The sequence below is a fragment of the Motilimonas sp. 1_MG-2023 genome, from assembly GCF_030547455.1.
In the GTDB taxonomy this organism is placed as follows: domain Bacteria; phylum Pseudomonadota; class Gammaproteobacteria; order Enterobacterales; family CBDFNC01; genus Motilimonas.
The window spans coordinates 17,834-37,778 of record NZ_JAUOPX010000045.1; the positions used below are offsets into that span (position 1 = coordinate 17,834).

Sequence of the window (19,945 nt, forward strand, 5' to 3'; positions counted from 1 at the left end):
CACAAAATAAAGCTGACCGCCATTTTAACGTTACATTGCTGTAACACACCTGTCACTTTCCCCCTTTAGTTTGTTCGCCACTAGTCAGTTTTAAGCAGCATATTCAAAGTAGTAGGAGAGCATGATGAGCAAGGAAATTTTTAACCCTAAGCGATTTAACAAAAGCGACAACCCAGATTTTGATCAAGTATTGGAAGCGCATCTTTCACGCCGCAAAATGATTAAAGGCGGCTTAGGCCTAGGTGCCATGACCATGTTAGGCGCATTTGGCTTGGCTGGATGTAATTCTAGTAATAGCTCAACACCAATAGTAGATTCTGGTACATCAACACCAATAACACCAACCCCCACACCCACACCAACCACGCCGAGCGTTCCCACTGCATCAAGCGCTAGATTGGGTTTCAACTCGATCCCAGGTTCTAAAATTGACGCAGTAAGTGTGCCTGAAGGCTACACTGCACAGGTTCTCGCGCCTTGGGGACAGCCAATCATGTCAGGCGGCTCAGAATGGAAGCGTGATGGATCTAACAATGCAATAGATCAAGCTAATGCCATGGGCATGCATCACGATGGTTTGCACTTTTTCCCGCTCAATGATGATGGCAGCGACGGGCTTTTATGTGTAAACCACGAATACATCGACCAAAATGCTCTACATCCTAACGGCAGTGATAAAGACGCTAACGGCATCCGCAGCAGCGTAGACCAAGTGCGTAAAGAAATTAATGCTCACGGTGTGGCCGTGGTGCGTATTCAGTTAGTCGCCAACGAGTGGAAGGTGGTGGACAATGACCCACTAAACCGTCGCTACACCGGCGCAACCACTATGAATATTTCAGGCCCTCTCGCCCACTCAGACCTGTTGAAAACCCCCTTCTCACCAGACGGCACTCAAGCGCGCGGCACGCTAAATAACTGTGGTAACGGCTATACCCCATGGGGCACCTACCTTACCTGTGAAGAGAACTGGCCAGGGTATTTCATCAACAAAGGCACCACCACCGCAGAGCAAGATCGCATTGGTATCGAAACATCTAGCACCACACGTTATGGTTGGGAAACCGTTGCCGGTAGTCCAGAAGAGCGAGTTGACGAATTTACACGTTTTGACGTAACACCAACTGGCAACAGCGCCATGGACGATTACCGTAATGAAGCCAATGGTCATGGCTATATTGTTGAAATAGACCCATACACAGCAAACTCGCGCGCGGTTAAACGTACTGCTCTTGGCCGCTTCCGTCATGAAGGCTGTACTTTTGGTAAGCTGACCGAAGGTAAACCCATCACATTCTATTCGGGTCACGATTCACGCTTTGAGTACATGTACAAATTTGTCTCTGATGCACTTTGGGATCCAGCGGATGCCGACGCCAAAAACCGTATAGCGATGGGTGACAAATATATGGATGCGGGCACCTTGTATGTGGCTAAATTCGATGCCGACGGTGTTGGTACTTGGCTACCACTCACCATGACAGGCGCAACCAAAAATGGTGGCACACTAGCCGATCATTTCACCAGCCTAGCAGAAATCATTCTCAACACAGCGGGGGCCGCCGACCTAGTGGGTGCAACGCCAATGGATCGTCCTGAGTGGTGCGCAGTTGACCCATTCACGGGCTCTGTCTACCTAACGTTGACCAACAACACCAGACGTAATGCTACAACTGGCACTAACCCAGCTAATCCACGCCTAAATAACAAATTCGGTCATATTATCCGCTGGGATGAAGGCGAAATTCATACAGCATTTAGTTGGGATATCTTCGTATTTGGCTCAGATGCAGCTGGTGATGCAGCCACCAACCTATCTGGCTTGAGCGAGTTTAACCAGTTTGCTAGCCCAGATGGCCTGGCTTTTGATAAACGCGGCATTATGTGGATCCAAACAGATAACGGCGCCGACGAAGTGCAAAACTATACTAATGACCAGATGTTAGCCGTAGTACCTTCCATGCTGACCGACACTGATGGTAAACAACAAACCATCAATGACGCGAACCAAGGTGAACTGCGTCGTTTCTTTGTTGGCCCTAATGGTTGTGAAGTAACAGGTTTTACTATCACGCCTGATTACACCACCATGTTCGTATCCATTCAGCACCCAGGTAACTGGCCATATAGCGACAATGCCGCACAAGAAACACCGCGCGGCATGACACTTCGTCCACGTGCATCACTGGTTGCAATTCGTAAAGCGGATGGCGGAGCACTTGGCGTTTAAGCTTCATTAACCTTGACTAACAGCAGGCCTGACGGCCTGCTTTTCTAGCATTAGACAACTAAAATATTTAAGGAACATCATGGCAGGAATCAGTATTTGGCAACTTGTAATTATTGCCGCTATTGTTGTGTTGCTGTTTGGCACCAAGCGCCTTCGCGGTATTGGCGGTGATCTTGGTGCAACCATTAAAGGCTTTAAGCAGGCAATGGCCGAAGAGCAACCCAAAGAAACCGACTTGATTGCTCAGCAGAGTACACAAAGTGAGCAAGCGCAGAAAAAAGTCATTTAACACTTCTAAACAAATAACTAAATGGGCTCAACGCCACTAACAGTTTAGGCCCATTTCGCTAAGGATAGACATTGCCAATCTAAATTCACCAATTATGATCGCCGAGAATGTACTGTTGAATATCAAAGCTGCCTTTCGCGTCAACAAACAATACAGGCTGGCTAAAAAACAAGCATGAAAACTTATAAGTAATTGTATTTATTAAAATCCAACTATAAAGAATGATTTAGCTGAAAGGTATTTTTGGGTTAAGCCATTAAACCAAATTTTGGATAGACGAACATAGTTTGTTTTCCTGCAAAAACGTAGTGAATAGACCCAAACAAGAGCGAGTGAATTACGTTGAACTTTGTCGCTTGATATTAGTTTGGGTATATATCCATGAAAACGAAATATTGCCGTAAAACATACTCTATCAGACAATAGAACAGAGCTGGGGTTAAGTGAAATACTACTTCTCATGCATGAGGGACTATTTGTGAGAAAGTGAGGGATCGTTGCCCCTCACTTCTCAGTGACTACATCATCATTTCCGTCAGTGTTTCAGCAGTTCGACCTTGTACTACAGGTATAGCTTCCGTTATTTCCAAGTTCATTTTGTTTGCAGTGGTTACAATTCTTGTTTCATATACAATCCACTTGAAATTGTCACCTCTAGTTACAGAACTATTGCTGTTCGAGGAAGTTGAAGTATTTTTACTCGAGACTCTCTTTGAGCTATTGTTCTTGGTTGAATTCGAAATAACATCTCCATCTAATGGGCGTTCGCGGAGCTGTACATCCATAACAAAGGTATAATATACATCTTCAACTAAAGTGTCGGCAATGAACCCAACAGCAGCGCCAGCCGCCGCGGCGGTTGCAACACTCGAACCACTACCACCAGCGATCGCGGATATACCTGCACCGGCAACAGCTCCTTCTGCTCCCCCTTTGTAACCTGAGTTCAAATAACGATTAGCATCAGCTGCCGTCGTTTTTTCGGCTGCAATAATCGAAGCGGTAATCATCATATTTGCTTTGTCAGGATCATCTGTAACAACAAAACCTTCACTTATAAATAAGCTTTCTAATTTGCGTTGCATATCTTTACGCATAGAATTCCCACTTAAATCGCGTACTTTTGCATAAACTATACGCTTAGAAGGTGCAACAGGCTCCAAAACCACTGAAAAGGAAGTCTGAGAATCAATAGATAGCTCGCTTTTTTTCATCGCAGTTTGTGCTGCAGAACATCCTAAAAGAATCGTTGAGAGGGCTAACACAGGAGCAAATTTTAACAACTTACACTTCATTATAATGAACCTTAATAATTGGAAAAGATTAAAAGCGCCATTATAAAAGCAAGCAGACTAAAAATGAACATATAACTGCCTTTTTTTTGATTGTTTATTGATTTTGATAATACCTGATTACCGCCTCGCCTCAGCTAGCTTAAACAAAACTGATATTATCTATGAGCTATGCTCGCTTATTCCTTCAACAATTTAAAAAACTCTAAGATGCTTGATCTTATTTGATCTCTATTTGAATAGACCTAAATAAACGGGCCTCACCACATTTCCTCAAACGTGCCAAAGTAATCGTTTACATAACGAAAGAGGTTCGTTCACTTTTTATATTTTTCTTAAATCCCTTGTATAAAACCACTGAAATAAGAACAACACATCCAGCAGCTGCGATTGCAATCCAAAAACCATGACTTACAGTGAAATTCTCAACCACCCAACCAGTCACGGCCGCGCCGATGGCAATTCCCATGCCTAAGCCTGTAATCAGCCAAGTTAACCCTTCAGTTAATTGCTGTTTAACAACATTTTTTTCCACTAATCCCATAGCAATAATCATGGTTGGTGCAAAGGCAAGCCCAGCAACAAACATAACCAAAGCTAAGCCAAATACTTGGCTAACACCCAATAACGCGAAACTAGCAAGTAATGTGAATAATGCAAAGCGAACCAACAGGTCAACCATCGGCACCTTCCATTTCAATGCGCCAAAACTAAAGCCTGAAATACACGATCCCAGAGCATACATGGATAGCACAATACTGGCCGCTAAAGGTGAGCCGTGTTGATTTGCAAAAGCAACACTTAGCACATCAACCGCTCCCACAATGACCCCCAAAGCGAGCAAGCATATTGTTAATAGTTGTACTAGCGGATTTCTCAGCGCAGAACTCATTACTGCATTCTCGCTGGGGACAATTTTAGGCTCAGTAGCCGATTGTGAAACCAGCCAAAGACTGCCTAATAAAAATAAAACAATCGCCAATAGTGGCCCCGCTTGAGGGAAAACCAGAGTACTCAATGCGATAGAAAGTGGTGGACCGACAACAAAGGCTATTTCATCCAATACAGATTCAAAGGAATATGCGCTATTGAGCAGATCGGGATCTTGTTGCACATAACTCCACCTCGCTCTCACTAAGGCTGGAATACTTGGCATCATTCCCGCAATCATGGCTGCTGTATATAAACTCCAAATCGGTGCTTGAACATAACTTAGCCATAGTAAGATCAAGGTTGCCACGACACTTAGCATTGTCGCAGGCAACACCACAGCTCTTTGCCCATATTTATCAATCAGCCTTGATAATTGAGGCGCCGAAAATGCCATTGTAAAAGTAAAAACAGCTGCAATAGAGCCAGCCACCCAATAAGAATCATAAAGTTGTGACATCATTGTAATCAACCCTATCGCCATCATAGACAATGGCATGCGAGCAATAAAACCCGCACTACTAAAAGCCTTTGTGCCTTTCATTTTAAAAATCATCGAGTAAGGGTTATGCATTTGCTCTCCTTGGGAATACCATTAACATACACTGTGTATGTTAAAATAATTGACATACACTATGTATGTCAATTATAAAAACCTATCCGTTCGCAAAAAAATATTCTTATGGCTGTATCAAGAAAAAACATGACAGAGAAAACACGCACAGAGCTCATTATGCAAGCACGGGCTCTATTTGCGAGTAAAGGGTTTTCAGGCACCCCCTTAGAGGAACTTACAGCAGCCGTAGGCCTCACTCGTGGCGCCTTATATCATCATTTTGGCAATAAAAAAGGGCTTTTCTATGCTGTTGTACAATTGATTGATAATGAAATGGATGCGAAGTTAATTGCTGTTGAAAGTCGTGCCAATTCTCCAAAAGAAGCATTAATAAGGCGTGTCGAAACCTACTTAGAAATGGCTTCAGAGCAAGAAGTCCAACGCATTATGTTACGCGATGCATACTCTATACTTGAGCCGGAACAGCTTACCCTAGCAGCGGCTCAATGCATTAAATCGGTTACTGAATTACTGGCTAAAATTCACCCAACAAAATCATTAGTAAAACATCAAGCCATGGCGCATTTTATAAATGGCGGACTGACAAATTTGGCACTATGGATAGCAAACCACAATAACCCAGCTGAAGCAGTTTTAGCCGCCAAAGAAACGGCAAAACAATTACTTGAAAATATAACCGCTGAATAAAAGGCGGCATATACCACCTTATCTAATCAGAGAAACTTACAATGTTAAACTTTAGGCAGCGTCTGTTTTATACCAGCAATCATCTCGTCGATATTTTCAATGCCGATAGAATTATCCACGTGTCTTCAGTGAGGTTTACGAGATAACCACTCTATTTTATAAGCCTTGTTTTTCTAAAATTGGGCGATAAAAATGTTTGGTTAACCAAGCAAAGGTTTTCCATACCCATTGCTTTGGTTTGCTTAAATGCTGGCAGTAAACATAGCTATATTCAATTTCTGCTTTGGCTTTACGATTGCGTTTAAACCAAGACGCACCTGAACTCATGTTAAATCGTAAATTATGCTGCTGGGCATAATTGATAGTAAAGGCAGAAGCGCGCCGATAAAGCCCTAGTTTTTGCGGTTGCTGAAGATCATAACCCAGTATTGGGCATGTCATGTCGCCGTCAATAATCACCATGCCAACACAGGCGAGCATCTCTTCTTGATAAAACAAACCATATAGCGACAACAGCCCCGATTGCACTCCATGAAGAAAGAAAGACAACGTAAATTGAATGTTATGCTCACTGTATTTACCTAAATATAGTGCGTCATAAAGCACTTTAGCCCGCTCTATTTCTTGCTCAGTAACTAACTTTTTAAAAGTCCATTGTGGTTGTTTTAGTAGTCGTAAATCTGTTTTTAAATCTTTGCCTGCAACCACTGCCGACCAGTCTGTATGCAGGTAAACTTGACGAGTAACAATGGCTAACCAACCGTCTTGCTCACAACGCTCAATAATAGGGGAATGTTGGGCTGCATTTAAAGAGCGCAGCAACAGAGCGTGCCCACTGCGAGTTTGCAATGCTTGCGTGCGCAGTTTCGATAAATTAATGGTCTGCCACCCTTGGCAATACATGTTAGTAGATAAACATTGATTGTTTAAGGTTTGCACATTGCCCACCCCCGCTAGCTGCAAGGGCTTCTCAACGATCTTAACTAGCTGATAACTAAACCAACGTAAGGCAGCAAAACGTACTTTGGGGATTTCATCTTGTGCATAACCGGTGATTAGCGTTAACGGCGAAACCACATAACTGTTGTTCACCTTGGTGTGGCTGATCGTAGCGGGAATAGTTAACCCTTGCTGCTGATAACACACAAAATCAGCATCCAGTTGCGCAATTTTACTGCCCTCTAACATCATCTCAAAATAGCCTTGATGCCACTGCTGCGCGTTTAACATGCTCATTCCCCATTCCATTCAATGTCGTCAGTGCTGGCTGCCGTTACGCTTTTTCGCTGTCGTAATGATTTCAATAATAATTCTCCCGTGCTTAATAGCAGTGCCCACGGCCGCAGCGGGTAGCGTTTACTAGCCAAAACGTTGTCACCTTGATGAAAATCACGCCATATCTTAGCGTTCAATAATGCCTTCCCCCCACCAGCTAACAACATGGCAAGGCCAACATACTTGGCTTTATTCTGTGAGTTTTCCATTGGCGTGTCCATACTGGGCCAATGTAAGTTATCCGCAATTAGGTGCAAGCCACTGGTTGTCCTTGGGTTACACTCTATAACGTATATGCCGCCTAGGTGCTCGATAAAATCAAAGGATACTTGTCCATGAAAGTGATAAGTACTGACAAAAGCAGACATGAATTCATTGATAGCCCGATTAACTGTTGGCCTAAAATAGGTCGCCGCAGACTGATTAACACGATATTCAGGAAGATAAACTTGGTGAGCGATGATAACGCCACGATCACATAAGGCGTAATTACAAAATGCTTGTCCAGTAAGTTTCTGTTGCTGCACCCAAGACTGTTGCGGACTTACTGTTATTTCTTGCAGGCTGGCCTGATTAATATTACGGATCACTTGCTCGCCAAACCGGCAAAAAGTGGGCTTTAATATGCTGTCCCATTTAAGATCAATTTGCTGTACGCGGGTGATTTTTTTAGTCCTGGGTAGGCGTACTCCCGGCAGCCCCGCTAACAAGGTAAACAATTGAAATTTATCATGTAAGCCAAATAGTAACGGAGCATCACAAATTAAAGTATTAACCCCGTTTAGACGGTGGCTAAACTGGGCTAAGTAAAAAACTTCCTCACAGGTGGGAATAAGTAATGTAATTTGATGTTGTTTAACCAATGCGGTTATTTGGCACTGGTATTGCTTAGGCTCTGATCGCGGCGAACTCGTTTGTATGTAACCGCTGATCCCAGACACAAATTTGCCAACAGGAAAACGACAGCAATCACTTAGAAATACCTGATGCCCTTGCGCCAATAAAATTCGCGCCCATTCAAGGGCAACAGGCGCTCTGGCTCCTGTAATTAAGATCCGCATAAGTTGATCACTCTACGCTGCTTGTTTGCGGCCTGCCATACTGGTTTAGGCGCAAACATAAATGTCACAGGTAGTACATTTTGCTGTGCAAAAAGCTCACTTAACGCTTGTTGTATTCTCAGGTGATAGGTTGGCTCTGCAGCTATTTCAATACAATCATCCGCTAGCTGTGAAATTTTATAATCACAATGCTCATCAATTTTTAGAGTGATGGCCCGATAGATAAGATCTGGTAATACAGGCACTTTGCAGCCTTTTTGTCGTCCCTGTCCAAGCAAACTTAAACAGTCGCCACAACGACCGGCTATCGCCCCAATCGCTTCGAATATACCCGAGTCTTGTTTCGCCACGATAATATCGTCCAGTTGATAACGGATCACTGGTTGTGTACGGCGGCGGAAGTCGGTAATTATTGGGCTATAATGAGTTTTTTCTGCATTTAGCCAATGCTTTTCAATTAGTACTATATCTTCGTTCCAACGCATTTGCCCTTGCTCATCCGTGCATCCTAAAAAGCCTTCTGTGCATTGATAAATTTCATGAATCGGGCAGTTAAATTTTTGCTGTAGCCAGTGTTTATCTGCTGGTGTTAGCACTTCAGCCCCAGAAATGATGCGCTGAGGTTGAATGGCTTTCTGGCTGTATTTCCCCGTATACAAGGCGCACAATTGTAATGCTTGGGCACTGCCAATCAACAAGCTGGGTTGAAACGTGTCTAACTGCTTCATCCACACTTCAATCGGCAGCGTGATATCTATATAGCAAAACTGAATCGGCCCTTTGTTAACGGTGCCATAAAGTGGGCTATTTGCTCTTAACACTAAGGCAATACGGTGCTTGGTTATCAGGCTGGGTAATAATTTACCGAGAATATTGCCGGCCCAAATCTGTCGCTCTTGTGGGCTGGCCAAAAACAAACCGCGCTGGCCAGATGTGCCTGATGATAACCCCACAGTAATGTCACCAATTGCAGAGTCACTAAAATGGCGCTTTTTCTCCGCATTAATCGCGCATTCAAACAATTGTGCTTGCTCTAATCCACAGGTGTTCAACTGGTCAAAATTTGCCATCATTTGCTGTTTATTCATGATTGGGAATTGATCCAGCTTAGCCCCTTGTAACGCGCGATAATAAGGCGAGTGTCGGCAAACCCAAGCAAGGTGCTTGTCTACTTGTTGCACTTGCCAATCTTGCAGTTGTTGGCGCTGATGAAACCTTTTATAGCGAGCTTTAATAAAAGTATTTAATAACAAAATCACTGCATCCAGCCTTTGGCTTTTAGCGCATTAATAGTTGTTGAACAGTGGGATGGCACAAAATCTATTAGATGCTGATACCGCCGATAGCAATGCCTTAACTGCGCCAAAGTAGCCTGATACTGCGCTACATCGTCACATAAAAAGTTAGCTAACCAATGTTGATCAATCTCATCTGCCAAGCTATCAATCAGCCAACAGGCGTCAGCCAATAAAAAGACCCATCGATTGGTTAATTGACATAACAGGCCAATTTGACCTGCCGCATGCCCAGGCAGTGCGACCAAGTACAAGCTTTGGTCATTAAACAAATCGGCGCATGCTAACTCAATAGCAGGGCCTTCAGAGGCACCTCTCCCGTTTATAACCTGATCAAAGGCCAAAGGAAATTGCGTGTGAATACACAGTTGCTTGGTTATCTCAGCGGGCAATAATTTTTTTAGGTACCCTTTACGCACCCCATTAATTCGCCCTGACTGCTGTATTGAGTTAAGCCCCTGCTGCGTACAGTGAATTTGCGCGCTATTAAACTCGCTCACCGCGGCAATATGATCAGCATGAAAATGGGACAGCACTAAATGGTTTATTTGCAATGGCGCTATTCCAGCAAGCTGTAGTTGCTCAATGATTCCATCACCATGCTTTAACTTACAAGGTGTAGTCCATGCATAGAAACGCTCAGGGAACGTGCGAGTAACAGTGAAAAAATTTTCGTGATAACCCGTATCAAATAATAAATAGCCTTGTGATGGATGCTCAATCAAAGCCACAGCGGCAGGAAACGCGCGCGGCTTTAGCCCACTACCCGGTTTAACAACAAACCCAGGATGCACACAGTGCCCTCCTTCAAACAGTTTTATTTTTAGTCCAATCGACATAACGTCTGATCCCTTCTGTGATGCTAACACTTGCTTGATAACCCAGTAATTGATTGGCTTTTTCAATATTTAACGTTTGATGAAAATGCAATAAACCCGCACCATAAACCGTAATTTTCGGCTCTGGGCGGTGGGCTAATCGACGTCGAATGAATTCGTTAAGGGCAATAATAGGGGCAATTAAGGCATAGGGTAATGTTACTAAACGCGCGTTATATCCTAACGCGGCCAGCAAAGCGACTAACACACTATTAATGGGCATGGGTTCACCATTGGTGATATTAAATATTTCGCCCTTTGGTAAACTGGGGCCTTTGGCGCAAGCAAGCAATGCCGCTGTTGCCACATTGTCTACATAGGTCAAATCCAGCACTGGGTTTTTAGCCGAAGGGAGCAGCAAATAACGCCCTTTGATTGCGGCCAATAAACGCGGCACGATGGCTTGGTCATTAGGTCCAAATATGCCACGAGGACGTAAAATAACACTATGATTCGAGCTGGCAAGCACTGCCTGTTCTGCTAGGTATTTCGTTTCAGCATAATCATTACAAAACGGACTGGCTACGGGGTCTTGCTCGGTTATGTTCCAACGGTCAGTAAAGTCAAAATAAACGCTGGTAGTGGATATATGCACAAACGTCTGGATATTATACTGTTCAGCAACGGCTAATAAATTACGAGTAGCTTGCACATTCCCTTGCTCGAATGCTTGGTAGGCTCCCCAAGGACTAGAAAGCGCAGCACAATGAATAATTGCATCGATTTGTTCATCGTTACTTTTATCCTGTTCAATGTCTGCAAAAATTTTACTAATGGCATCCAGATCGCACAAATCCGCCACATGGCCCGTCACTGGATATTTAGCACTTAACTGCTGCACAATGGCGGCATTACGGCCAATAAAATGCAGTTCATGTTCTTGATGATATAAGCGAATAATGGCACTGCCGAGCATACCAGTACCACCGGTAACCAATATCTTCATAGTGTCAGAAATCCCATTCCCAGTGATAACCCCGCTGCCGAGCCAATCAGTAATACTTTTTTGCCGCTATTGGCTTGTTGTTGCCTGAGTAGGTGCAGGTTAATGGGTAGTGATGCCGCGATTTGATTGCCACACTGTGCCACATTATTAACTATTTTTTGTGAACAAAACCCGCTCATTTTAGGCAATCTTTTCAATGCAAGGTGGCTCGCTTGATGCGGCAGTAAATAGTCAATTTGGTCGCGTTGAATATTGCTTTGCTGTAAACCTCGCACTAAAAAAGCCGGCAACGTTGTTGTCATGTGACGAAACAAGGCTTTGCCATCCATTTCAAATTGACTGGCGGCCAATAGTTGCTCTGGCGCCGTGTGATGAGGGTTAACATGACTGCCACCAGCTTTAACTTGGCAAAAATTGTAGCCTTGGTGATGAGTTTCAAACAGAGCACCGGTAAACCCAGAGGCATTTGGCGCGGCTTGTAACACATAAGCGGCTGCGCCATCGGAAAACAAGGTTGCCACCTCAGTTTTTGCGGGCGTGGTTTTATTCAACGTTATCCCAGTGACGAGCTCACTACTCACGATTAAAATACGCTGGTGTCGTTTAGCCAGAAAAATACATTGGGCGTAATCTAAAGCCGTTAAAAATGATAAGCACGAGCTATTTATGTCTAAACTAGCAAGGTTAACGGGTGCATTTAAGCGGGCCAATACAGCAGCGGCATCATAGGGCAATGCTTGGTGATGAGAAGCGCTAGCATAAACGAGTAAATCTATGTCATTAATGGTTAATGAAGCATTTTTTAGTGCACCTAACGCCGCTTTTGCGGCCATGTAAATAGCCGTTTCATGATTGGCGGCCACGTGGCGTGTTTCGACACCGAATTGGCGTTTACTGGTGCCTTTTTTTAATCCTAAATACAGGTCAAAATCCTTATCTGACCACTTAGTTTCTGGCAGGTAAATATCACTGCCGACAATATCAAATGCCATGAATTTCCTTAAGCTTTACTTACATGTCCAAAAGCCAAGCTCAAACTAGCACGATCTGGTTAACAGTAAACATGTATTGCATTTTTGGGTAGAGTCACTACTTGTAACGAATGGTCATTATTTCAAGGCTTGAATAAAAACCAAGCCGTTGCGGTGCTAAGGCATAACTAAAGCGGCAAGCGCCGCCCTAGTTACTTGCTTGCTAAATGGTTAAAGTATACCCAATCAAGGCCTTACCTAAACACGTGTAAACGCTTGATAAGATTCAACGTTCCGGATTGATTGGGTCTACATTTAAGCCTTCGCTAAGGCTTGTTCTACATCAGCAATGATGTCGTCGATGTTTTCAATACCAACTGAGATCCTTACCAAATCTTCACTCACGCCCGCTTTGGCTAATTCTTCTGGATTAAGCTGGCGATGGGTAGTAGAAGCAGGATGACAGGCTAACGATTTTGCATCGCCAATGTTTACTAAGCGTAAAATCATTTGCAGCGCATCAATAAACTTGCCGCCCGCCGCAGCGCCGCCTTTAATGCCAAAACTTAAAATTCCTGAAGCTTTGCCGCCACAGATTTTTTCACACACTTCACGGTATTGACTGTCGGGCAGCGCGGCATAATTCACCCACTCAACCTTGTCGTGCGCCGATAAATAAGCCGCTAATTTTTCCGCATTCTCACAATGGCGCTCCATGCGTAAACCTAAGGTTTCTAAACCTTGTAGAATTTGGAATGAGTTCATTGGAGAAATCGCCGCACCGGTGTTACGCAGTGGCACCACGCGACAACGACCAATGTAAGCGGCTGCGCCTAAGGCTTCGGTATAAACCACGCCGTGGTAAGAAGGATCGGGCTCATTTAAAATAGCAAAACGCTCTTTATTGGCCACCCAATCAAATTTACCCGAATCAACAATCGCACCGCCAATTGAAGTGCCGTGACCGCCAATGTATTTGGTTAATGAATGCACCACAATGTCAGCGCCATGTTCAAATGGGCGACATAAAAAAGGTGTCGCTACGGTATTATCCACAATTAAAGGCACGCCATGGCGATGGGCTATTTCGGCCAACTTAGCTAAATCAACCACGTTACCGGCGGGGTTGCCTATCGACTCACAAAAAACCGCACGGGTGTTTTCATCAATGGCGTTTTCAAAACCTTCATAATCATTGAAGTTGACCATTCGCGTTTCAATGCCTTGTTTTGGCAATGAATGAGCAAATAAATTATAAGTGCCGCCATAAAGCTGACTAGTACTCACTATATTGGTGCCCACTTCACAAATACATTGAATAGCATAAGTGATAGCCGACATGCCGGACGCCACTGCTAATGCAGCAATACCGCCCTCCATAGCCGCAATGCGCTGCTCTAACACGTCTGTGGTGGGGTTCATGATGCGGGTATAAATATTGCCCGGCACTTTAAGGTCAAATAAATCTGCGCCGTGTTGGGTGTCATCAAAAGTATAAGAAGTGGTTTGATAAATCGGCACCGCCGCTGCTTTAGTAGTCGCTTCTGAGGTGTAGCCGTGGTGCAAAGCCAATGATTCCAATTTCATCTGTCATCCTTAAGTTAAATTGCTAAGGCAAATAGTTCAATCTCATTAATTTAGGCGCTCAGTTCGCTGTGAACATAGCACGCCAACGTATTCCTCACTCTGGAACTTAAAAAGTAAGGCACCATTTTTTGTTCACCGTAATCAATCCATATCAAAATAGGACCATTATTTAGCTGCTTGATATAAGGCGCTAAAAATATGACGAATCTTAGGTCAAAGATCCAGTCTCTGGCTCACAACTGAAATAAATGCGGAAGATATTTCACAAAGGAGCTGGGTTTGATTAAAATACGCCTCCTATCAAAAGGAAGAGCTCAATGAAACACAAAGATACCATTTTTGCAGCCCCTGTCGAACAAATGGGCAACTTCACTTTTGATGAAAAAGTGGCCGAAGTTTTTCCTGATATGATCAAGCGCTCTGTGCCGGGCTATTCCAATATTATTTCGGCAATTGGCATGATCACCGCGCGCTTTGCCCAGCCCAATACCCAGCTTTATGATTTAGGCTGTTCACTTGGCGCGGCCACACTCGAAATGCGCCGCAATTTAAAACACAACGACTGCACCATTATTGGGGTAGATAACTCCCCTGCAATGGTTGAGCGCTGCCAATTACATGTGGATGCCTTTCGTGGTGACGTTCCCGTGACCATTAGTTGCCAAGATATTTGCGATATTGAGATTAAAAATGCCAGCATCGTGGTGTTAAATTTCACTTTGCAGTTTATTGACAAAGATAAGCGTCATGCCCTAATTGAAAAAATCTATCAAGGCCTCGTTCCTGGCGGAGTGTTAGTACTGTCGGAAAAATTCCACTTTGACAATGACACCACCCACGATTTTTTATTCGAGCTGCACCACGACTTTAAACGCGCCAACGGCTACAGCGAATTAGAAATCAGCCAAAAACGCAATGCATTAGAAGATGTGATGGTGCCAGACACCATCGAGCAAAATAAGCAACGCTTATATCACGCAGGCTTTGCCAATGTTGATATGTGGTTTCAGTGTTTCAATTTTGGCTCCATGGTGGCCATTAAATAAAGCAAACAGAATTCATTACCAAGGTAACCCTAAGTGATCATCGATTTTAATAACTTTTATCAGCAAATTGCGAAAAACCGCCTGAGTCATTGGCTAACCACCTTACCGGCGCAATTAGCGCTGTGGCAACAAGACAATTTGCGCGGTGAGTTTCCAAGCTGGCAAAAAGTACTGAAAAAATTCCCTGAAATTGAAACCCAGCACATTGATCTAGATAGTCAGGTTTCCGTAGGGCAACAAGGCGAACTACCTGCTGGTGAGCAAGCTAAGCTTGGCAACCTGTTAGAAAAGTTTCACCCTTGGCGCAAAGGCCCTTACACAGTGCACGGCATTCATATTGATACCGAATGGCGCTCTGATTTTAAATGGGACCGACTGCTACCGCACATTAACCCGCTAAAATACCGCTATGTGTTAGATGTGGGCTGTGGCAATGGCTACCACATGTGGCGCATGCTGGGCGAAGGCGCTGAGTTTGTAGTGGGCGTTGACCCATCGCAGCTATTTTTATGCCAATTTGAAACCATCCGTCATTTTGCCAATAACAATCAAAACGTGCATTTACTGCCGCTGGGCATTCAAGAACTGCCCGAATTAAAAGCCTTCGATACCGTGTTTTCAATGGGTGTGCTTTATCATCGTAAATCTCCTATCGACCATATTATGCAATTAAAATCACAACTGGTGCCTGGCGGTGAATTAGTGCTTGAAACCATAGTGATTGATGGCGGTGAAAATGATGTATTAGTACCACGTGATCGTTATGCGCAAATGCGCAACATTTGGTTTATCCCAAGCGCGGCAGCGTTAAAAGTGTGGGTTGAAAAATGCGACTTTGAAGATGTACGCATTGTGGATATCAGTGAAACCACGGTAGCCGAGCAGCGCAGTACGCAATGGATGAAAAATGATTCACTAAGCGACTTTTTAGATCCCAACGAGCCCAGCTTAACCATTGAAGGTTATCCGGCCCCCAAAAGAGCCGTGATCATCGCGCGAAATCCGGAAAAACGATTAAGCTAATTTAGGGTAAAATAATTCAGAAATAAGTGATTTTATAACTTTTGTTGCTCTTTAAAGAGAATTTTTGATAACCCCTTGTAGTCTGTTGTCAAATCACTTAGTTTCTCGATATTAACGAGTTCCAACTATTCGTCACAGCTAGGATAAAAAAAATATGTTTCAAAAAACTATGTTAGCCGCTTCTGTATTGCTGCTATCGGCGTGTGTAACAAACCAAGAGCCAACGCCTACCGTTTCTCCCGATTTATTATCCAGCGAATTGGCAAAGACTCAGCAAGTGATGGTTGAACAATGTACTCAACTAAATAGTACACTAAGCGCTGAACTTGCCCATTTACGGGAACAACAAGCCATACAATTACAAGATATTAAACAAACGTTTATTGCCACCAGCAAAAAGAAAACCGTAGTGGTTGCGCCTGCCCCCGTCCCAACACCTAAATGTGAAGAAGTACTTTTGCCGACCAAAGCGGCAGTAGTAGATGGCACCCATGCTGGAAAAATCATCGTTGGTGAAGAAGAGTGGGTGCGAATTTCACCACCAAAAGTTAACTTGTTAGCCCGTATCGATACCGGTGCAGCCGTATCATCGATTCACGCCGTAAATGTGGTTGAATTTGAGCGTGATGGTGAAAAATGGGTGAAATTTGACATTGGCCATGAAGAAGGTCAGCCTGATATGACGATAGAGCGAAGAGTTGAGCGTTACTCCAACATTCGTCAATCAACCAGTGAAGAAACGGTGAAACGCCCAGTTATTAAACTTAACATTCGTTTAGGCACGATTAAAGATTCAGCCGAGTTTACCTTAGCCGATCGCGGACAAATGAGTTATCCCGTATTACTTGGTCGTGAATTTTTAAAAGACATCACCTTGGTTGACCCAGGGAAACAACAGATTCACCCAGAATTTAAACCTCAGTAATATTTAGGCGAGCCGACAAAGCTCGCCTTAATTTTAACCTTTAATCAGTTAGTAGGATCATTGCTATTATGACCTCCAGAGCGCCTTTTTATATCCTTGTCGCCATTTTATTTGTGACAGGTTTAGCCTTAACCATTCAACGCCACCTTTCCTATGAAGTACCACTTACACCAGGTGTTAAACGCACCGTTTGGTCAGTGGATGCTAAAGTAGAGTTTTTTGCCAATGGCGATAAAGTGAAAGCTTCCCTTGCCACGCCAATGAGCCAACCTGGCTTTACCGTACTACATCAAAATGCCGCATCGCCTGGTTATGGCTTGAACTTTATTCAGCAAGACGCTACGCCTCGTGCCGAGTGGTCGATTCGTGAAGCCAGCGGAAACCAAGAGTTATTCTATAAAGTTCAATTGCTCGAAGATGATAATGCAGACTTGTCGGGCTTAGCCAGTATTCCCGAAATTGAAGTGCCGGAATGGACAGAACCATATGGCACCGCCGCCCATCAGCTAACAATCGATGTGACTAAACGCAGTGCCGATGCTTTTAGCTACACTCGCGAGTTGCTAAAAGAGTTCAACAAAAAAGAGCTTAGTCAAAATGCAGAATTGCTGGTAAATAGCGAACCTGATACATCACAATTAATCGTTAAATTACTTAATTCTGCAGATATTAGTGCTCGTGTAGTCGGTGGCTTACGCCTTGAAGATGGCCGCCGCCGCCAACCTCTCAATGCCTTTGTCCAAGTATATGAAGGCGATAAATGGCTATTATTCGATGTTAAAACGGGTAAAGAAGCCAATCGTGAAAACCTGCTGTTATGGGAGCAATCAGACTCATCGTTATTAGATTTACAAGGGGGATCCGATTCACTGGTCACCTTCTCGATGATCAAACAAGAGCAACCAGCGCTAATGGCTGTAAAAGAAAAACTAAACAGCCAAGATTTACTTAACTTCTCTATCCAAAGTTTACCCATTGAAGAGCAAGCGCTATTTAAAGGCATCTTGTTAATTCCATTTGGGGTGTTGGTTGTGGTTCTAATGCGTGTTTTAGTCGGCCTGAAAACCTCTGGCACCTTTATGCCCGTATTAATCGCCATGGCCTTTATTCAAACCAGCCTAGTCACAGGTTTAGTCGGCTTTATTATTGTGGTCGGTACCGGCTTAGTGATCCGCTCATATCTATCACGATTAAACCTACTGCTGGTGTCGCGAATATCCGCGGTGATCATCATGGTTATCTTAATGATCGGTTTATTCTCGGTCGTCTCATATAAAGTAGGCTTAAGTGAAGGCCTTAAAATCACCTTCTTCCCAATGATTATCTTGTCTTGGACCATAGAGCGTATGTCTGTGCTATGGGAAGAAGAAGGAGCAAAAGAAGTGGTGCGCCAAGGTGGCGGCAGCTTACTGGTTGCGATACTGGCTTATTTAGCAATGAACAACGACTATGTTCGCCACATTACCTTTAACTTCTTAGGTGTGCAGCTGATTATTATGTCCCTTGTACTGCTTCTTGGTAGCTACACTGGTTACCGTTTATTGGAGCTGTACCGCTTTAAGTCTATGGCGGAGAAGTAATCATGTTTGGTTTACTAGCAAGTCCTTTTAAGCTTAAAGCCAAGGGCATAATGGGGATGAACAAACGTAACGGTCATTATATTGGCCGTTATAACAAGCGTTCGCTCTACCCTTTGGTAGATAATAAATTAAAAACCAAAATTATCGCAGAAGATGCAAAAGTCACTGTACCCGCACTCATTGGGGTGATCAGCTCGCAAGCTGAAGTAGGCAAAGTGGCAGAGCTGATTAAAGGCCGTAGCGGCTTTGTCATCAAGCCAGCCAAAGGCAGCGGTGGTAAAGGCATATTAGTGATCACTAAGGTTGAACACGACCGCTATTACAAACCTAATGGTGCAGAAGAGACCCATGAAGACTTTGAGCGTCATGTGTCTAACATTTTGGCCGGTTTATTCAGCCTCGGCGGCGCGCAAGACGTAGCGGTGATCGAAGCGTTAATCGAGTTTGATACTGCCTTTGATGGCTTTAGTTACGAAGGGGTACCCGATGTACGGGTAATTGTCTTCAAAGGCTTCCCGGTGATGGCTATGATGCGTTTGTCTACCACAGACTCTGACGGTAAAGCTAATTTACACCAAGGTGCGGTGGGGGTTGGTATCGACATAGGTAGCGGAAAAGCGCTCCATGCGGTGCAATTTGGTGACCCTGTCACTCATCACCCAGACACCAATCGAGCCCTTAACGAGCTAGTAGTGCCACAATGGGATGTATTGATCCGCCTTGCTGCCAGCTGTTACGAAATGTCGGGCTTAGGTTATCTTGGCACTGATATGGTGTTAGACCGTGATAAAGGTCCGATGCTACTTGAGCTTAACGCCCGCCCCGGCTTAGCCATTCAAGTGGCCAATGGTGCCGGATTACTGCCGCGGTTGCAGTTAGTTGAAAGCCTTGGGAATAAGAAGATGACACCAGAGCAGCGTGTTGAGTTTGCGATTAAACACTTTTCACAAACGCCAACTATCTAGGTAACACAATCCAGCTTGCCTCATTACAAGCGTGTTTGCCTAGTGGTCAAACACGCTTTTGCTTCAAAATAAGCTAGGGTTCAGAAGTAGCGGCAGGGATCAGTTAACTGCAGAGCAAGATGCGGCAAGCTTCAAACTTAGGAGGTCATCCCAATACAGCTACCTCCAATCTTCTACCGACTTAGCTCGGCGCACTGGGAATCCCCTTTATTCTCCCTTTTTGCTTATTTATTCTCTATTTGATAATTCCTATAAGACTTCAATCTTACGGTCAAACACATTTAATCGATGTACTCTAATGGAATCATCATTGTAGTGGTCAACTAAAACTGGCCACCTCGTTATAAGTTTTGAAGTATTCTGCTTCAGCCTTTTGTGGCGATAGCCC

The 19,945-nt window shown here is 44.0% G+C and carries 17 protein-coding genes; 8 read left to right on the forward strand and 9 right to left on the reverse strand.

Going from position 1 to position 19,945, the window contains the following annotated elements:
• Positions 1 to 124: 124 nt before the first annotated feature.
• Together Q4519_RS18140 and tatA are read left to right on the forward strand one after the other, a co-directional pair.
• Positions 125 to 2,230 (forward strand): PhoX family phosphatase, encoded by a 2,106-nt coding sequence (locus Q4519_RS18140; RefSeq protein WP_303514718.1) that lies wholly within the window; start codon positions 125 to 127, stop codon positions 2,228 to 2,230.
• A gap of 79 nt (positions 2,231 to 2,309) precedes the next feature.
• Positions 2,310 to 2,519, forward strand: coding sequence for a twin-arginine translocase TatA/TatE family subunit (gene tatA, locus Q4519_RS18145; protein WP_232800251.1), 210 nt, complete (start codon positions 2,310 to 2,312; stop codon positions 2,517 to 2,519).
• Between the two features lie 518 nt (positions 2,520 to 3,037).
• On the opposite strand, the gene traT is transcribed toward tatA, so the two are convergent.
• Together traT and Q4519_RS18155 are read right to left on the reverse strand one after the other, a co-directional pair.
• Positions 3,038 to 3,814: a complement resistance protein TraT gene (traT, locus tag Q4519_RS18150; protein ID WP_303514720.1), complete on the reverse strand. Its 777-nt coding sequence runs from the start codon at positions 3,812 to 3,814 to the stop codon at positions 3,038 to 3,040.
• Positions 3,815 to 4,106: 292 nt separating this feature from the next.
• Positions 4,107 to 5,315 (reverse strand): MFS transporter, encoded by a 1,209-nt coding sequence (locus Q4519_RS18155; protein WP_303514723.1) that lies wholly within the window; start codon positions 5,313 to 5,315, stop codon positions 4,107 to 4,109.
• Between the two features lie 108 nt (positions 5,316 to 5,423).
• Between Q4519_RS18155 and Q4519_RS18160 the strand changes: the two genes are divergently transcribed.
• Complete coding sequence (locus Q4519_RS18160; protein WP_303514726.1) at positions 5,424 to 6,005, forward strand: TetR/AcrR family transcriptional regulator; 582 nt, start codon at positions 5,424 to 5,426, stop codon at positions 6,003 to 6,005.
• A 156-nt stretch (positions 6,006 to 6,161) separates the two neighbouring features.
• On the opposite strand, the gene Q4519_RS18165 is transcribed toward Q4519_RS18160, so the two are convergent.
• From Q4519_RS18165 to Q4519_RS18195, 7 genes are all read right to left on the reverse strand, one after another.
• Positions 6,162 to 7,241, reverse strand: a complete 1,080-nt coding sequence (locus Q4519_RS18165; RefSeq protein ID WP_303514728.1) for a hypothetical protein — start codon at positions 7,239 to 7,241, stop codon at positions 6,162 to 6,164.
• Positions 7,238 to 8,341 carry a hypothetical protein gene (locus Q4519_RS18170; RefSeq protein WP_303514731.1) on the reverse strand — a complete coding sequence of 368 codons (1,104 nt, stop codon included), beginning with the start codon at positions 8,339 to 8,341 and terminating at the stop codon, positions 7,238 to 7,240. The genes Q4519_RS18165 and Q4519_RS18170 overlap by 4 nt, the downstream gene beginning before the upstream one ends.
• Complete coding sequence (locus Q4519_RS18175) at positions 8,329 to 9,600, reverse strand: F390 synthetase-related protein (RefSeq protein WP_303514734.1); 1,272 nt, start codon at positions 9,598 to 9,600, stop codon at positions 8,329 to 8,331. The genes Q4519_RS18170 and Q4519_RS18175 overlap by 13 nt, the downstream gene beginning before the upstream one ends.
• On the reverse strand, positions 9,597 to 10,475 hold the full coding sequence (locus tag Q4519_RS18180; RefSeq protein ID WP_232800245.1) for an MBL fold metallo-hydrolase: 879 nt from the start codon (positions 10,473 to 10,475) through the stop codon (positions 9,597 to 9,599). The genes Q4519_RS18175 and Q4519_RS18180 overlap by 4 nt, the downstream gene beginning before the upstream one ends.
• Positions 10,444 to 11,460 carry an NAD(P)-dependent oxidoreductase gene (locus tag Q4519_RS18185; RefSeq protein WP_303514739.1) on the reverse strand — a complete coding sequence of 339 codons (1,017 nt, stop codon included), beginning with the start codon at positions 11,458 to 11,460 and terminating at the stop codon, positions 10,444 to 10,446. The genes Q4519_RS18180 and Q4519_RS18185 overlap by 32 nt, the downstream gene beginning before the upstream one ends.
• Entirely contained in the window at positions 11,457 to 12,452 is a 996-nt protein-coding gene (locus tag Q4519_RS18190) for a ketoacyl-ACP synthase III (protein WP_303514742.1), read from the reverse strand. Before Q4519_RS18190 ends, Q4519_RS18185 begins: the two co-directional genes overlap by 4 nt.
• Before the next feature lie 294 nt (positions 12,453 to 12,746).
• Positions 12,747 to 14,018 carry an O-acetylhomoserine aminocarboxypropyltransferase/cysteine synthase family protein gene (locus Q4519_RS18195; RefSeq protein WP_233054308.1) on the reverse strand — a complete coding sequence of 424 codons (1,272 nt, stop codon included), beginning with the start codon at positions 14,016 to 14,018 and terminating at the stop codon, positions 12,747 to 12,749.
• Between the two features lie 317 nt (positions 14,019 to 14,335).
• On the opposite strand from Q4519_RS18195, the gene cmoA reads away from it, so the two are divergent.
• The 5 genes from cmoA to Q4519_RS18220 all read left to right on the forward strand — a co-directional run bounded on the left by cmoA (position 14,336) and on the right by Q4519_RS18220 (position 19,557).
• Positions 14,336 to 15,064, forward strand: coding sequence for a carboxy-S-adenosyl-L-methionine synthase CmoA (gene cmoA / locus Q4519_RS18200; RefSeq protein ID WP_303514745.1), 729 nt, complete (start codon positions 14,336 to 14,338; stop codon positions 15,062 to 15,064).
• Between the two features lie 33 nt (positions 15,065 to 15,097).
• Positions 15,098 to 16,087 (forward strand): tRNA 5-methoxyuridine(34)/uridine 5-oxyacetic acid(34) synthase CmoB, encoded by a 990-nt coding sequence (gene cmoB / locus Q4519_RS18205; RefSeq protein WP_303514748.1) that lies wholly within the window; start codon positions 15,098 to 15,100, stop codon positions 16,085 to 16,087.
• 154 nt (positions 16,088 to 16,241) lie between these two features.
• Positions 16,242 to 17,012 (forward strand): ATP-dependent zinc protease, encoded by a 771-nt coding sequence (locus Q4519_RS18210; protein ID WP_303514749.1) that lies wholly within the window; start codon positions 16,242 to 16,244, stop codon positions 17,010 to 17,012.
• Between the two features lie 68 nt (positions 17,013 to 17,080).
• The gene (locus Q4519_RS18215) at positions 17,081 to 18,592 is read left to right on the forward strand and encodes an inactive transglutaminase family protein (protein WP_232800238.1); all 1,512 of its coding nucleotides are present in this window, start codon (positions 17,081 to 17,083) and stop codon (positions 18,590 to 18,592) included.
• 2 nt (positions 18,593 to 18,594) lie between these two features.
• Positions 18,595 to 19,557 (forward strand): alpha-L-glutamate ligase-like protein, encoded by a 963-nt coding sequence (locus Q4519_RS18220; protein WP_232800237.1) that lies wholly within the window; start codon positions 18,595 to 18,597, stop codon positions 19,555 to 19,557.
• Positions 19,558 to 19,945 lie beyond the last annotated feature (388 nt).